General features: G+C 47.5%; 17 protein-coding genes. 2 read left to right on the top strand and 15 right to left on the bottom strand.

The features are described from left to right. Window positions 1-116: 116 nt before the first annotated feature. Window positions 117-533 carry a secondary thiamine-phosphate synthase enzyme YjbQ gene (locus CTH_RS01420; protein ID WP_079907544.1) on the top strand — a complete coding sequence of 139 codons (417 nt, stop codon included), beginning with the start codon at window positions 117-119 and terminating at the stop codon, window positions 531-533. Between the two features lie 42 nt (window positions 534-575). On the opposite strand, the gene CTH_RS01415 is transcribed toward CTH_RS01420, so the two are convergent. From CTH_RS01415 to CTH_RS01345, 15 genes are all read right to left on the bottom strand, one after another. After that, on the bottom strand, window positions 576-1,766 hold the full coding sequence (locus CTH_RS01415) for an RNA-guided endonuclease InsQ/TnpB family protein (RefSeq protein WP_107752781.1): 1,191 nt from the start codon (window positions 1,764-1,766) through the stop codon (window positions 576-578). A gap of 193 nt (window positions 1,767-1,959) precedes the next feature. After that, on the bottom strand, window positions 1,960-2,388 hold the full coding sequence (gene hepT, locus CTH_RS01410; RefSeq protein WP_078665414.1) for a type VII toxin-antitoxin system HepT family RNase toxin: 429 nt from the start codon (window positions 2,386-2,388) through the stop codon (window positions 1,960-1,962). A gap of 1 nt (window position 2,389) precedes the next feature. Beyond that, window positions 2,390-2,854 (bottom strand): type VII toxin-antitoxin system MntA family adenylyltransferase antitoxin, encoded by a 465-nt coding sequence (gene mntA, locus CTH_RS01405; RefSeq protein WP_107752779.1) that lies wholly within the window; start codon window positions 2,852-2,854, stop codon window positions 2,390-2,392. Further along, window positions 2,851-3,330 (bottom strand): 23S rRNA (pseudouridine(1915)-N(3))-methyltransferase RlmH, encoded by a 480-nt coding sequence (gene rlmH / locus CTH_RS01400; RefSeq protein WP_107752777.1) that lies wholly within the window; start codon window positions 3,328-3,330, stop codon window positions 2,851-2,853. Before rlmH ends, mntA begins: the two co-directional genes overlap by 4 nt. 1 nt (window position 3,331) lies before the next feature. Continuing rightward, window positions 3,332-3,499: a CxxH/CxxC protein gene (locus tag CTH_RS01395; protein WP_078665417.1), complete on the bottom strand. Its 168-nt coding sequence runs from the start codon at window positions 3,497-3,499 to the stop codon at window positions 3,332-3,334. A gap of 18 nt (window positions 3,500-3,517) precedes the next feature. After that, a complete protein-coding gene (locus CTH_RS01390) occupies window positions 3,518-4,678 on the bottom strand; it encodes a S1C family serine protease (protein WP_079906420.1) in 1,161 nt (386 codons plus the stop codon). Between the two features lie 38 nt (window positions 4,679-4,716). Continuing rightward, window positions 4,717-5,508, bottom strand: coding sequence for an MBL fold metallo-hydrolase (locus tag CTH_RS01385; protein ID WP_078665419.1), 792 nt, complete (start codon window positions 5,506-5,508; stop codon window positions 4,717-4,719). Continuing rightward, window positions 5,483-6,109 (bottom strand): class I SAM-dependent methyltransferase, encoded by a 627-nt coding sequence (locus CTH_RS01380; protein ID WP_107752775.1) that lies wholly within the window; start codon window positions 6,107-6,109, stop codon window positions 5,483-5,485. The genes CTH_RS01385 and CTH_RS01380 overlap by 26 nt, the downstream gene beginning before the upstream one ends. Before the next feature lie 74 nt (window positions 6,110-6,183). Continuing rightward, window positions 6,184-7,464: a methyl-accepting chemotaxis protein gene (locus CTH_RS01375; RefSeq protein ID WP_079906418.1), complete on the bottom strand. Its 1,281-nt coding sequence runs from the start codon at window positions 7,462-7,464 to the stop codon at window positions 6,184-6,186. Window positions 7,465-7,506: 42 nt separating this feature from the next. After that, the gene (gene murA, locus CTH_RS01370; RefSeq protein ID WP_079906417.1) at window positions 7,507-8,769 is read right to left on the bottom strand and encodes a UDP-N-acetylglucosamine 1-carboxyvinyltransferase; all 1,263 of its coding nucleotides are present in this window, start codon (window positions 8,767-8,769) and stop codon (window positions 7,507-7,509) included. Window positions 8,770-8,887: 118 nt separating this feature from the next. Beyond that, window positions 8,888-9,751, bottom strand: coding sequence for a BON domain-containing protein (locus tag CTH_RS01365; protein WP_078665423.1), 864 nt, complete (start codon window positions 9,749-9,751; stop codon window positions 8,888-8,890). A 26-nt stretch (window positions 9,752-9,777) separates the two neighbouring features. Next, window positions 9,778-10,629, bottom strand: a complete 852-nt coding sequence (locus tag CTH_RS01360; RefSeq protein ID WP_078665424.1) for a peptidase MA family metallohydrolase — start codon at window positions 10,627-10,629, stop codon at window positions 9,778-9,780. A gap of 118 nt (window positions 10,630-10,747) precedes the next feature. Beyond that, the gene (locus CTH_RS01355) at window positions 10,748-11,497 is read right to left on the bottom strand and encodes a tetratricopeptide repeat protein (protein ID WP_159073788.1); all 750 of its coding nucleotides are present in this window, start codon (window positions 11,495-11,497) and stop codon (window positions 10,748-10,750) included. A gap of 77 nt (window positions 11,498-11,574) precedes the next feature. Next, the gene (trxB, locus tag CTH_RS01350; protein WP_078665426.1) at window positions 11,575-12,501 is read right to left on the bottom strand and encodes a thioredoxin-disulfide reductase; all 927 of its coding nucleotides are present in this window, start codon (window positions 12,499-12,501) and stop codon (window positions 11,575-11,577) included. A 155-nt stretch (window positions 12,502-12,656) separates the two neighbouring features. Then, a complete protein-coding gene (locus CTH_RS01345) occupies window positions 12,657-14,021 on the bottom strand; it encodes a peptidoglycan DD-metalloendopeptidase family protein (RefSeq protein ID WP_078665427.1) in 1,365 nt (454 codons plus the stop codon). 182 nt (window positions 14,022-14,203) lie between these two features. Here CTH_RS01345 and CTH_RS01340 point away from each other — a divergent pair, with 182 nt between their 5' ends. Next, window positions 14,204-15,526 (top strand): ISNCY family transposase, encoded by a 1,323-nt coding sequence (locus CTH_RS01340; RefSeq protein WP_107752771.1) that lies wholly within the window; start codon window positions 14,204-14,206, stop codon window positions 15,524-15,526. Window positions 15,527-15,760 lie beyond the last annotated feature (234 nt).

Here is a 15,760-nt window from a genome sequence, read left to right as displayed (position 1 = left end):
AGTTTTCCTATTGCTGTATATTCTAACATTGCTTGTGCTTAAATACAATCATTCTGCTGCATGCATATTGCATACTTGCATTAAGGTTCGTAAAATGGAAGCAGGAGGGGATTAAATTGAAAAGCTATCGCAAGGAACTGTGGTTTGAAACCAAAACCCGGCGGGCTTTTATTAATATTACACCTCAGGTAGAAGCCGCCCTGCGGGAAAGCGGAATCAAGGAAGGTCTTTTATTATGTAATGCCATGCATATAACCGCCAGTGTTTTTATCAATGATGATGAAAGTGGCTTGCATCACGATTTTGAAACCTGGCTGGAAAAGCTGGCTCCCGAGAAGCCCTATGAACAATACCGGCATAATGGCTTTGAGGACAATGCCGATGCTCACCTCAAGCGCACCATCATGGGTCGGGAAGTAGTGGTAGCTGTTACCAATGGCCAGTTAGACCTGGGACCATGGGAACAAATTTTTTACGGGGAATTTGATGGCAAACGCCGAAAAAGGGTATTGATTAAGATTATTGGGGATTGAACCCTCCCCCACTTATAGAAGTGGGGGATTCTTTTAAGTTAGTCAGTGGTTTATCGCCACTCTAACCGGGTTGTTCAAAAACCCTCTATCCCTACCTGCCTTTAGGCTTGGGACTACTCTCTTTAATATGTTTGCTGCTCCATTTATATCTGCATTTAATACATTCCCGCAATCACAAACATATAGACCTCTAAACTTTCTATTAGACTTATCTATTCTGCCACAAGTTGAACAAGTTTGTGATGTGTAGCTTTCATTTATTAATACTACATCTATACTTACTTCTTTAGCTTTATACTCTATCATGTTACATAGTTTCCCAAATGGTATTTTATGCAGTTTTTCATTGTTTCTTCTGCCTATATCCATATTGGTTATACCATAACTTAACTTACCTATTGCTATTGTTTTAACTTCTTCTTGTATTGCTTGTCTTACAATGAATGTTGATACCTTGTGTGTATAATCTTTAAGATAATTCCTTTCTTTGATGATAAGATAATGCATTTTCTTAGATGTAGTATGTTTATTTTTATCAATAGCACTTTGTAGTTTAGCTTTCTTTTTAGAAAAAAGTCTAAGCCTTGATACAAGAGATTTGCCATCATATATTGTTGCAGTATTATTAGTTGTGACTACTGTTGCAAGGTTTCCTACTCCTAAATCTACTGCCATAACACCATTGCCTTGAGTTGTTTTATCTTGCAAGGTTTTTCTATATACAACATGCATAACATATGTGGTATGTCCATATATTGTATGTGGTTTTATTTCAACTTCCTGCACATTATTGAGCGATAAGTTTTTCGGTAAACTTATCCATAGGTAATCGGACTCAATTGAATGCGCAGTTTTTAAATATTCTTTAGTTTGTTTAGATAGAGAAAGTCTAATCTTTCCATCTTGAACTTGTATCCCCTGCTTCTTCCACCTTACAGGAAAGTGTCCATCTTTGGGTTGAAATCTTGGTCTTTTAGTATGTTTTTTATAACAATTCTCCCAAGCAATTTGTAGTTTTTCAAGAACAGCTTGAGCAGATTGAGAGTGTAGGTTCTTATACCAAAAGTTGTTTTTAAGATTGCTTTTTAATTTATTGGGCTTTAGGTTATTCTTTGCAACTTCATAGTTTGCTACATTCCAAAGTTTAGATGCGGAATATGTTAGATGTTGACATATTATTTCCTGTTGTTTTGCAAGGTTTATCTCTACTACTACGACTCTTGTTACTTGCACAGGCGCACCTCCTTTCTAAAAAAATACATATAGCGCATTATTATACATTTTGTTTATATTATATCCATTTTGGAAAATTCTTCATTTTTTGTGTGTTATTTTTGCAATTTATCCCCCACCTATAGAGGTGGGGGTCTTCTTGCTTAATTTTTTTATAAAAAATCCTTTCCCGCTGAATAGGCGGGGAAGGATTTTAGTTTTTTTGTAGGTAGCTGACCACAATATTTAAAAACTCTTTTAAATCACTTAGGTTGTTTGTGATTATCTCATATACCGTTTCATGGTCAATTTCCCAATATACATGCACAAGCTTGTTTCTAAATCTGGCCATTTTTCTATAATTATTCAGTTGTTGCTCATTGATTAATCCTATCTTAAACATTGTTTCAAAAATTTCCACGTAAGTTTCCGGGGGAGGCAAGTTTCTATCTATCTGCTCTAAAGCTATTATTCGATTTCCTATATTGATGCAGGTTTCAATAGCTAACTGTAAATAACGTTCAGCGGCAGCTGTTAAAATTTCATCTTTTAAAAAAACGTTTTTTTCAGTATGAGCAACTTTTTCTAACAGATTGATATATTTTTTTAGCAATCTTGTTTGAGTAAGTAACTTTTCATCCAATTTACCTTCCCCCCAGTGCCCTAACAAACTCCCGGTTAAATTCCTCCCGGTAGGGCTTAAAATCAAGATAACTAAGGATTACCCCTGTTTCAAAATCTATTCTTTTTTTATGATCAGAACAATATAGGATCTGTTTATTCTTAAGGACCGCAAATTGTCTGCTTATTGGCTGGTAGTTGAGAACAATCCCGTCTATTTCTTCTGTTTCTAGAAATCTTATAAGCTCGATAAATATCCGGTTTTCTAAATCGACCATTACTGTCTGAGTCAATTTAAAATTAAATAAAATGGCCAGATCAATATCACTTAAAGGCTTGATATTATCCTTTACTAATGACCCAAAAAGATATACTGCAATTATTTCTTCACTGTATCTTGAAAAAATTTGACTGGTTAATGGCAATCGTTGTTTTATTTTTTGGAAATTAATTTTATTAAACTTTATCATTTTATCACCCGAAATCACTTATGATAAGGCTCACCCCGCCGGATTTTCTGCCAGCGATAAATCTGCTCCAGCAAAATCACTCGCATCATCTGATGCGGATAAGTAAAAGCTCCAAAACTGAGCTTAAACTGACAGGCAGCCAGCACCTTATCCGCCAGCCCCAGGGAACCCCCAATGACAAAGACCAGATGGCTCCAGCCTGCCAGTAACCATTCCTCGACCCTGGCCGCCATCTCCTCCGAAGAACAGGTCTTTCCCCGCAGGTCAAGAGCTACCCGCCAGGAATGAGGAGGGAGAGCCGCCAGCAAGCGTTCCCCCTCTTTTTGTCGTACCTGTTCCCGAACACTCTCCCCGGCCTCTTCCGGGCAGGACTCATCCGCGACTTCAATGATTTTCACCCTGGCATAGGGTGCCAGCCGCTTCAGGTATTCCTGTTCCGCCTCCCGCCAGTATTTTTCCTTGAGCTTACCCACACAAACAACTGTAACCTGCATCTTAAACCACCAGGTATTTCGGCGGCTGGTCGCAGAAATCGCAGTGCTGAGGAGCCAGCCAGTCCGTAAAGGATACCTTCTCTAGCAGATAGAGGTCGGGAGGTTGTTCATAGACATCGACGAATTCGTCCATTGCTTTCTCCAAATGGCGTTCACAAACACAGTACACATTAGCCACTCCCATCATTTAGGGCTGTAAAGTCCCCGGCATTTCACCCAGTTTTACACTAAATTCCTTGAATTGACGGTTACGCACCACTTTTACCTTGATGGTATCGCCCACCTTATGCTTTCCGACCAGTTCCTGCAGATCCTGGAAGGTCTTTACCTTTTCCCCGTCAACTCCCACGATGATATCCTGGGCCTGGATCCCGGCCAGACCAGCAGGGCCATTGGCCACTACATCATCGACCACGATTCCGTAATCTACTGGCAAGTCATATTGTTGCTGCAGATCTTTGTCAATTTCCACACCACGGTAGAGAATACCCAGCCAGGGCCGGATTACCTTCCCGTTTTTGATGAGCTGTTCAATTATGGGTTTAGCGGTATTGATGGGAATGGCGAAATTCATGCCTTCCACTTTTTCGCTGATGATTTTTACACTGTTGATCCCAATAACTTCTCCCCTGGAATTGACCAGGGCCCCACCGGAATTACCCGGGTTGATGGCAGCATCAGTCTGAATCAGGGTAAATTTCTGTTCCCCCACGGTCAGAGTCCGGTTGAGAGCGGAAATAATTCCGGCCGTAACCGTGCGGGCAAATTCTTCCCCCAGCGGGTTACCGATAGCTACTACCAGTTCCCCAACCTGCAGCTGGGAGGAGTCTCCCAGTTTGGCCACCGTCAGTTCTCCCGCTTCCGCCGGATTGATTTTGATTACGGCCAGGTCAGTTCGGGGATCCCGGCCGATGAGTTTGGCGGGGATATGTTTGCCATTAGCCAGACTGACAACCAGTTCCTGGGCCCCTTCCACTACATGGTTATTGGTAACTATATAACCCTGGGGATCGATGATTACCCCGGAGCCAGAACCCTGTTCCACACTGCCATGAGTTTCACCCCAGAAATCAATGCGGGTAGCCCGGTTAGATATTCCCACTACCGCCGGTCCTACCTGTTTGGCAATATCCACAACTGGCGCCGAGCCTGCGGGCAGGGGGACAGTCTGTCCGGGCGTAATTTGCGCTGGCTGATTAATCTTCACTTCTGCCTGTTTCTTTTCCAGATCGCGAAGTGGCCCCCATAAAGCAGCTCCTACTACCAGACCGCCCACTATGGCGCTAAGCAGACTGACAACTATGTAGCTTAAAAATCCAGGTCTCCGTTCATAATAAAACTGATCCATAAGTATCCTCCTTCCCTTTGTTTATTAGGATTACCTTATTATTTTTTTTCTAACCAGGCAGAAGGACTGCTGGCCGGTGCCACTTCCAGCCATGCTTCCTCTCCCGGTTTGATTCCCAGAGCCTGAAAGTGTTCCTCCACTGTTTTCAGCGCCTTCTGGGGCGTATTGTTTTCCTGGCTCAGGTGGGCCAGCAACACCCCCTGCTGGCGGCCACCCCAGAGCCGGGCCAGTACATCACCGGCCGTATCATTGGCCAGGTGCCCCCGGTCACTGAGTATACGCTTTTTTAAAGACCAGGGATAAGGGCCCTGAATCAGCATCTCCCGGTCATGGTTAGCCTCAAAAACCAGTAGCTCACACTCCATCAATTTGCGAGCCATGCCCCGGCTGACATAGCCGGTATCAGTCATAACCCCTGCCGTGGCTTCCCGGGTATGAAAAACATAGCCAACCGGATCACCGGCATCATGGGAAGTGGAAAAAGCCTCGAAAGCCAGCTCCCCGATTTCTATTTTTTCCTCCGGTGCCAGCATACAGCGATTATGCTCGGCAATAGGGCCCAGCTGAGCCTCCATGGCCGCCCAGGTGGATTCCGTCGCATACACAGGCAAGTTATATTTCCTGCTTAAAGCTCCCAGTCCGCAGGTATGATCCCTGTGTTCATGGGTAACCACTACTGCGGCTAGCTGTTCCAGACAGCGTTCCAGCTGGGCAGCTGCCTCTTTTAGCTTGCGTACACTCAGTCCGGCATCAATCAGTACAGCCGTTTCCTCTCCCTCCACCCAGATGGCATTGCCTGAACTGCTACTCGCCAGGGTAGCTATTCTCATGGTCTCCTCTCCTTGCCTGGATAATATCGATCTTTTCCACTTTGGTTTTCTCAATCTGCCAGCCCAGTTGCTCCAGAAGGCGGACAAAGGCCTGGGCCCCTTCACGCCCAGGGTCACTGAAAAGACAGTGTCCAGACGGAGCCAGGTTAAGTTCCAGGGTGGCCAGTAAATCTTCATGCAACCCGGGTTCATAAAACAAATCCGAACCCAGGATGAGCTGAAACTCTCCCAGCTTTCGATGCTGCCGCCAGTCCAGCAACTGCCAGGTCAGTTGTTCCAGGCCATTAGCCCGGGCATTTCGACCGGCCAGTTCCAGGGCCGCTGGGACAAAATCGGTTTGCACTACCTCTGCTCCGTTGGCAGCTGCTACCAGACCCACCAGTCCCAGACCACAGCCCAGCTCCAGGGCCCGCTTGCCCTGTACCAGTTCCGGTCTCGCTTCCAGCCACAGGGCCAGCCCTTCTGCCGCCGGCCACAGTTCGGCCCAGAAGGGAATATCTTCATCCGTTTCCACCTGAGCCAGCAGAGTATCAAGGTCGCGCACCCGGTACAGTTGAAAACTCCTCTTCTTGCCCTGCCAGCTCACCAGCTCCAGTTCCATGATTACCAGTTCCTCCCGTACTTCTTCATTATAGCAAGAAAAAAACCACGGCGACAACCGTGGTCGGCTAAAGTTCACTGAACTTTAAAATTATCAATATACCTTTTCAATTCCTCTGCCAGTTTCACCAGGTTATAGGAAAGAACATTGATTTGCTCATTAGCCGACATTTGCTGTTCCAGGGAAGCTGCCACCTGCTGGGTAGCAGTGGAGAACTGCTGGGCAATGCCACTGATTTTTTCCACTGCTCCAGCCAGCTGGGATAGTCCCTGAGACTGCTCCTGGGAAGCCTTGCTTATACCCTGTACCATTTCCTCGGTTAAAAGAACAGCATGGTGAATTTCATCCAGGGCCTGTTTTGCTTTCAGCGCAACCTTGACCCCGTCTTCAACCTCCCGGTTGCCATTGGTCATGGCCAGAGCAGCACTGGCGGTTTCAGCCTGAATTTCCTCAATCAGTTCACCAATTTTCTGGGCAGCTTCTCCTGAGCCTTCTGCCAGTTTGCGCACCTCATCGGCTACAACAGCAAAGCCGCGTCCGTGTTCACCGGCCCGGGCCGCTTCAATCGCCGCATTCAAGGCCAGCAAATTGGTCTGATCGGCAATACCGGTAATGACATTGACAATCTCGCCAATGTAAGTGGACCGTTGATAGAGTTTTTCCACTGCTGCCGAGGAGGTTTGTACCGCCTCTGAAATGGCATGCATTTTAGCTACCGCCTCTTCCACCTGCTTTAGTCCTTTACTGGCCAGCTGGGCTGCCTGCTGAGAGGAAGCAAAGGCCTGCTGGGAATGGGCCGCAACCTGGGATACAGCAGCCGATATTTCCTGCATGGTCTGCACGGTTTCCAGAATCTCATCAGCCTGTCGCTGCGAACCGCCGGCAATTTGCTCCATGGCTGCGGAAATCTGCTGAATAGAGGCAGTGGCACTCTCCGTAGCCTTTGAAACCTCAACAGCTTCTTTTGTTACCCCTTCTGCTGTAACAGCGCTTTGCTGGACAGTAGCTCTCACATCGACAATCATTTTATTAAAAGCTTCGGCGGTCTTGCCAAAAATATCATTGGTAGGAAAATAGATGGTGGTGGTAAGGTCTTTTTCTGCTACCCGCTTCGCTGCATCTGCAAATATCGTTAAGACCTCCACCAGCAACCTATTCACGTAGGCCAGAATCGCAGCTGCCGCTACGACACCGATAGGAATTACTGGTCCGAAAATGGCCAGCAGCTTATCATCCGGTACCTCCAGATACCAGGCCAGAAAAGCGGTCCAGATCAGTGTTCCGCCTCCGGTCACCGTTAGAAAAACTACGCCCAGACGCCAGAACGGCCTGTATTTCCACCTGGTAAATATCACACCTCTCACACTCCTCTACTTCCATAATCTAACCTACGCGACTTATTTCGCTATTTCCCGCCAAATTCCTGCCCCGAGACCATTAAATTTTTCTTCCAGATTTTCATAACCCCGGTCAATATAGTGAACATTATCGATTTCAGTAATTCCCTCTGCTACCAGACCGGCGATGATCAAGGCAGCGCCTGCCCGCAGATCCGTGGCCCGCACCTGGGCTCCTTCCAGCCGCTCAATTCCTTCCACCACTGCGGTTCTGCCCTGAATCTTAATCCGGGCTCCCATGCGTTTCAACTCATCAGCCAGTTGCATCCGGTTTTCGAAGACATTTTCGGTAACCATGGAGACACCAGGGGTTACAGCTAACAGGGCCATCATTTGAGACTGCATATCGGTCGGAAAACCAGGATAAGGCATCGTTTTTATATCTACCGGTCGGCGTGTTCCTGTGCTGATAACCCGAATAACATCATCTTCCTCAATTACTCTTACACCCATTTCTTTTAGTTTAGCTGTCACCGGTTCCACGTGGGTGGGAATGACATTTTCGATAGTAACATCCCCATCAGTGGCTGCCGCTGCCACCATGTAGGTCCCGGCTTCAATACGGTCAGGAATGATGGCATAACGGGTCCCCTGCAAAGCCTTGACTCCCTCGATTTTGATCACATCAGTGCCGGCCCCGCGGATTTTGGCACCCATTGCATTGAGAAAATTGGCTAGATCCACAATTTCCGGTTCCTTGGCCGCATTTTCGATGATTGTTTGGCCTTTGGCAGTAGCAGCTGCCATCATCAGATTTTCCGTTGCGCCAACACTGGGAAAATCCAGATAGATCTTGGCCCCCTGCAAGCCATTTCTAACCCGGGCCTTAATATACCCCTGGCTCAGTTCCACCTCGGCTCCCAGCGCCCCCAGCCCTTTGATATGCAAGTCCATGGGCCGGCTCCCGATATTGCAGCCTCCCGGCAGGGCGATGTGGGCCCGGCCGGTCCGTGGTAGCAGCGAACCCAGTAACAGATTGGAGGCCCGCAGTTTTTTCACCAGTTCATAAGGGGTATCATAACCGGGGTGCTCCGGGGGAACAATCCGCACTACCGTCGGCTCATCCCAGCTTACTTCCGCTCCCAGCAGACGAATAATATCCAGCATCACCAGCACATCGCTGATTTGCGGCATATTTTCCAGATAAACAGGGCTGGTAGCCAGCATGGCTGCACTGATAGCAGTCAGAGCAGCATTTTTGGCACCACTAACCCGTACTTTTCCTTCCAGTCTCACACCACCGCGTATTTTCAATACTGTCACTCTCGTGTCTCCTCCATTCTCTGCAAGCAAAGAAGGAGCGGGACCGTTCAGGGCCCGCCTCCGTTTCATTTGTATCGTTTTCCCTATAATATTTTTCGCCATTGAGCAGCAAAATCCTTCAATGCAGAGAAACAATTATAGAATTATTGATACCTTTTATCCCCTCAATCCCGGTCACCAGGGCTTCGGCCTTTTTCTTCTGGTCAATGCTGGCTACCCGACCAGCCAGAAAAGCGATCCCCTCTACCACATAAACCCTGACCATGGCCAAACCACTGGCTCCCAGCAAACTGCGAGCCTGATTGGTCAGGGCAATATCCCCGTTCCGGGCTCCTTCCCTGACCCGCAGATGATTGCGCACCTTTTTTACCCCTGGTACCTGTCCAGCCAGCTTTTCAGCAGTAGTTCTGTCCTCGGGGCGGTCTACCCAGCCCAACAGGGTAACCACTCCAGCCCGGGTTTGGGTCACAATGTCATGGTTGGCCAGGGTTTCGGCATGGGCAAAAACATCCTCTATACTGTTGGTAATGGTAGCGTCATCCCAGTCTGCCAGTGCCCCCGCTTCTACCTGAGAAATTACTTCCTTCACCCCGTAGACCTGGGAGGCAGCCTGGCGAGCCGCCTCTTCTTCCGCCCAGCTGGCGGTCTTGCCGACCAGTACCACCACACCGTTACTAACTTTAACTCCTATATGGCCCAGGTCAATCCCATGGCGCTGCAATCTTTCCCGTACTGCCGCCTCTACATCCTTATCGGCAGGCACATTTTCCGTTACCACCGTCAGGCTATTATCCAGGGGTTCAGCCCCGGCCACTTCCCGTACCAGTTCCTCTGCCCTTTCCTTTTCTGCCAGTAAATCCACACAACCGGAAAGCTGGATCTTGCCCTTGACCACCCGGACATTGATATCTTCAGCACTCAAGTTCATCTTTTCCTGCAAATGCCGGGTAATTTTTTCCTGCAAGCGGTTATCCTGATTCATCAGCAGCACCCCTTTTTGGCAGTAGTTTACCCAGCTTGATCGGTGCTTATAAATGCCCGGGAAAAATCAGCAAAATTTTCGCCAAAAGCTTTGTACCAGGCCCAGCTAAAAGGCCAGCCCTGACCGAGATATGGCAACAGGCGCCGCCAGGCTTTTTCGCCATATCTTTCCTCCATGAACCTGACCATTTGCCGGGCCTGGATATAGGCCAGCTCCTGATCAGGCAAGCTGTCAAACTGTCCATCCATCATTTCTACCGGATACCAGGAATGAGAGCCTGACCTGGCCTTAAATTCAAAACCGGTCAATTCATATTCCAGTTGCTGGGCAATCCCTTCCGTCAGCCAGCGGGGATAATTGCCCAGAGTCAGTTTATCCACCAGCAAATGGGCAAATTCATGAGCCATAGGTCCATTGACCACAAAATCCTCCTCTGCCTGTGCCCATTGCTGCGGAGCCAGCACCCGAATCGTACCTGCCCAGTAGACACCCATAGTCCCCTGATCCCCACCCCAGCCAAAAGAACGATTAAGGCTGTCTTTGTCGGGGAAAATGACTACCAGGGTTTTTCCCTCTATTCCTGAAATATGAAACTTTTTCAGAAGCGAAGGATAAAATTTTTCCGCAGTCTGCAAAACCAATCGGGCTTCATCAGCTCCTTCCGCATCGCCCTGATAGCGAATGCGAAAATGCTCCCCTTCAATTTCCCGCCAATCTCTGGTCTCCCAGACCAGTTTGGCCTTGAGTAGCTGCTGCAAAATCAGGTAAAGTCCCTGTTTTGGTTGAGGCCACCAGACCAAAACCAGCCCTAGCAAACAAAGGGCAAGACCAGCCAGCAATCCCCGCCAGTAATAAAGATTAGTATCTAAAATCGGCATATTAATCTCTCCCTTTAACTCTTTCTCCTCCTCTATTATACAATTTATATGCTATTTGCGGTCCCGGTAAGTTATGGCAAGAAAAAACCTCTGCCCTGAAAGGCAGAGGTGAAAATCCTTATTGAGCCGGTTTAGCCGGTGTGGGAGCCGGTGCCGGACCGGGAACCGGAGTACCGCCTGTTCCTGTAGTGCTGCTGCCCGTTCCAGCGCTTCCTGTTCCGGAAGGGGCAGGCTGGGTCAGAGCCTGCTGATATTCCTTAATCCGCGCCTGAGCTGTGGCATAATCCGGGCTGGTAGCGGGGATTTTCTTCAGCTCATTTATCGCTTCCTGGTATTTGCCCTGGCTGCTGAGGTAGATAGCCAGGTTCAAGCGCGCCGGAGTAAAATCGGGATTAATACTGAGGGCCTTTTGGGCCAGTTCTATGGCTTTAACCGTATCGCCAGTATAATAATAGGCTGTGGCCAGGTCACCCAGGGTTTCGATTTTTTGGGGCTTGACTTTGAGTACATCATTGAAAAGAGCGATTGCCCGTTGCAAATCCTGCTGGGCCCCTTTCTGGTCCCCGGCCTGCAATTTGCTGCTGCCCTGGTTGAAATAGGCAGTCCCCAGCGCATCCTTGGCATCAATATCCTGAGGGTTTTTCTTAACTATCTCTTCCTGCTGGCTGATATTAACTCCTCTGCCGCCCAGCTGGGCTTGCCCCCGGTTGAATATTGCCGGTAACAGGATGGCCCCGATCAGGGCTGCAATGGTAAAGATGGCCAGAATAACCCAGTGATCTTTCTTTTTGTTCCCGGTAGGCGCAGTACCAACCAGCCCATCCTGTTTCACGACCTTTGGCTTTTTCCGGTGTTTTGGCTTTGGCACCAGACATTCTCCTTCCTGTGGTAAAATTCCCACAGGTTATATTCTACCCCGGCAGGCAGATTCCTGCCAGGCCTGATCTATTTCAAATTTTCGACATATTTTTCAGCAGCCATGGCTGCTACCGCTCCATCAGCTACGGCTGTTACCACCTGGCGCAGGGGTTTTTTGCGCACATCTCCGGCAGCAAAAACCCCCGGCAAATTGGTAGCAGTGCTTTCATCGGCCCGAATATAGCCATCTTCAGTGAGTTCCACCTGTCCTGCTACCAGAGCAGTCTGGGGCTCCATGCCGACAAAGACGAAAACCCCATCAGTGGCTACAGTAGATTTTTCTCCGGTCACCGTATCCTGAACCACTACCCCTGTTACCTGATCCTGCCCGGTGATTTCCACCACTACTTTATTCCAGAGAAAATCGATCTTTGGTTCATTAAAAGCCTTTTCCTGTACTACTTTGTCAGCCCGCAAAGTATCCCGACGGTGGATAATGGTTACCTTTTCCGCAAACTTGGTCAGGTACACCGCTTCCTCCACTGCGGAGTTGCCGCCACCTACTACTACCACCTTTTTGCCGGTGAAAAAGGCTCCATCACAGGTGGCACAATAAGAAACTCCCCGGCCCCGGAATTGTTCTTCCCCCGGACAACCCAGGGCGCGGTTTTTGGCCCCAGTAGCCAGAATTACCGCTTTAGCCTCATAAGTATTCTGGGTGGTTTTGACCACCTTGGGCTGGCCGGCCAGTTGCAGTTCCACCACTTCTTCCACTACCATTTCAGCACCAAAACGTCCGGCCTGTTCATGCAATTTCATGCCCAGTTCAAAACCGGCAATGCCCTGGGGAAAACCAGGATAATTTTCAATGCTTTCCGTAATGGCAGCCTGCCCACCGGGCATCATTTTTTCGATTACCAGCACTTTCAGATTGGAGCGGGCTCCATAGAGGGCAGCCGTCAACCCTGCCGGCCCCCCTCCGATGATGATAATATCATACACAGTATTGGCCATTTTTCATCCCTCTTTCACTTTCCTGTATTTTCGCTACCTTTATTTTCTTACGAAAAATCTCTTTTGTCAAGTATACCCCCGTATAGTATATTAAAATTTTTGTTCAGGTAAACCCCGAAAAAGAACAAAACCAGGGCAGTCCCTGGTTTTGTAGTTTAGCGCAAATATGCAAGAGGATTCTGGAAATCACCGTTTTTCAGTACCTCAAAATGGAGATGAGAACCAGTACTGCGGCCAGTTGAACCTACAGCACCTATATATTCACCCCGGCTGACCCGCTGGCCTTCGGTTACATCTATGGAAGATAGGTGGCCATAACGGGTAACCAGTCCATTGTCATGGCGAATCGCTATGAACTTACCGTATTCAGCATACCAGCCAGCCTGAATAACCACTCCATCTTCAGCAGCATAAACAGGGTTGCCGGTACTGCCATCAATATCTATTCCGGTATGCATCCGACCCCAGCGTTCACCATAGGGAGAAGAGATCGGACCACGAGTAGGCCAGAGCAAGTCACTGCCCACGTTACCCCGGGAGGCAATCATATAACTCCCTCCCCGTCCGCCTTTGTAAATAACTCTGGGGCGAGGATTTTCCACAATCCGGCTGGCTACCAGTTTTTGTCCTACCGGTACCCCATTAATAAATACCGTTTCCACCTGTTTAACCTGTTTACCCGGTTTACCTTCCTGAACTACCTTTTCTACCCCCCGGCGCAAGGTCCGTTTCATTTCCACCTTAACAGGAGCCGGAATGTTCTCGACAATCTGAGTCCGTAGCCTGGTTTCAATATGTACCAGGGGTTCAACTTTGGCCAGTTTGATGACCTGGCCCACATCGACGAATTCACCGGTAATCTCCGGATTCAACGCCCGGATGTCTTTCACCCTTAAGTCATAGCGCCGGGCAATCAGCCAGAGACTATCCCCTTCCTTAACGGTATATTCCTTGATTTCTGTCCGCCCTTGCAGCAGGATTCGAGCCGCTTCCGGAGCCGTGACCAGCTCACCACTGGCTGCTACTGTTTTAACAACCGCAATCTTTTCTTTAATTTGACTGGACACTACTGTGCCTTTCATACCGCCATTGGCCTGTTGCTGCAATAGAGTCAGTACTTTTTCCGCCTCTTCCCGGGTTGGCAGAACCACTTCCACCCGGCCGTTGATTTCGATTCCATATGCGGCCCGGATCGGCAACAACTGTTCCTGTAAAATTCGTTGCAGCCGGTCAGCTGCAGTCAATTCCTCTTTTCTTGCCTTTACCGGTTCATAGACAATCACCGGCTGATGAGAAGCCTCTCCCCTTAATTGGCGTTCTTTGATCAACTGCTTGATCAAGCGGTCTGCCTGCTGGCGTTCTTCTACCACTGCTACTTGCTTCCCATCGATTTCTACTGCAAAAGCTTTAATTCTATCATCAGTTTGCCAGGCTGCCAGGACATTGGCTACCAGTGCCAGGCCCAGCACAACCCCCAGCCAGTTGCCATTTTGCTGTTTGGTTGCAAGCTCTTTCTGCATGGCCCCTCCTTTCCCTGCTCATCCACTGCAGTCCGCAAAAGATAAACATGGCTTTTCTATTATATCATATTTTAACTATCCAGCCAACCTTTTCTTTAAAATTTTGTGATTATCTTGTGATAATGTCACCTTGTAAAGTATTTTGATAAAATGTCACTATGAGAAACGAGGTGCGTTATCTAATGACACAAAAACAACTAAATAGGTACAAGGTAATTTCTTCCTTAATTGATGGGAAACTATCAATCAGTGAAGCAGCTATGAGCTTAGGTCTAAGTGAACGCCAGATTAAGCGCCTTAAAAAAGGAGTGATGGAACAAGGGCCGGCGTTCCTTATCCATAAAAATACAGGTCGTAAGCCGCAGCATGCGCTCACTGACGAGCTTAAAAGCAAGATTATCTTATTGAAACAGTCCGATAAGTACAAGAACGCCAATTTCAAGCACTTTATGGAGCTTCTGGAGGTGCACGAGGAAATAGCCATAAGTTATTCCTGTCTCCACACTATTTTGACCAAAGCAGGCATTAACAGTCCTAAGAAACGAAGGAGATTTAAACCTCATCGCCGCAGAAAGAGAAGGCCTCAGGAAGGCCTCCTTATACAAATGGATGCCACTCCTTTTGAATGGTTTGGCACTAATGAAAAGTTTGCTCTCCATGGTGCAATTGACGATGCCACCGGGAAAATAGTAGGACTCTACCTGGCCAAGAATGAATGCTTGCAAGGATATTTTGAGGTAACCTGGCAAATCGTTAACAAACACGGTATTCCAGCAAGTATCTATGCAGACAGACACTCAATTTTTCTCTCCCAAAACGCTTCAAGGCTTACGATTGAGGAGCAATTGCAAGGCAAAGTTGTTAACGACACCCAGTTTGGCAGAGCTATGAAAGAGCTAGGTATAACCCTTATTCCAGCACGTTCACCCCAGGCCAAAGGTAGAGTAGAGCGACTATGGGAAACGCTTCAAAGCAGGCTCCCCGTTGAATTCAAAATAGCCGGTATTACCACTATTGATGAAGCTAATGAGTTCCTATCTCAATATATAGAGAAATTTAACAGTCAGTTTGCAGTGAAAGCTTTAGAGCCAGAAACTGCTTATAGGGCGCTTGACCAAAACATTGATATTGGCCATATACTATGTGTTAAACAAAAAAGAACTATCGATAATGGGGGCGTATTTTCTTTCTATAACAGGCATTTTAAGGTTATCTATAAAGAAACCAATCCTATTCCGCCACGTACGAAGATAGATGTATTAATAAGTCCGGTTTTTGGTGTAAAAGTGCAATACAAAAACACTGTATTTGAAACGATCCCCTATGTTAAGCCACAAAAGACGCAAAAGCCAAAAACTGAAGCTACTGAAAGAAAGCCCTATATACCTCCAGATACGCATTACTTTAAGTATGGACACAATCTGGTTAAAAGACTTACCTACGAAGACAGTGACAGGGATATATTAAAAATGCTTGAAGAGATATTTCTCCGAAAGTATGCTTAGCTTTGCCTGGATCTAATTTTTAGGAACCTTAACCGGGCTTGATTTGCCAAAAGTTATGAAGTGAGGTTAAGTCAAGGGCGGGCGAAGCCCGTTCACTTTACCCTTGACTTAACCGAACGTAATAACTACAATTGCCAAAGCCCGGTTAGGTTCTTAGCAGGGTGTGACATTTTGTGACGATAATTAACCCTATTTTGGGGTGACATTTTCACAAGTTATTGACACCTTTTCTTT

Origin of the sequence: Carboxydocella thermautotrophica (genome assembly GCA_003054495.1) — a bacterium.
Taxonomy (GTDB): Bacteria; Bacillota.
Note: the sequence above shows the minus strand (reverse complement) of the source record. Positions and strands in the feature narration are given on the sequence as shown.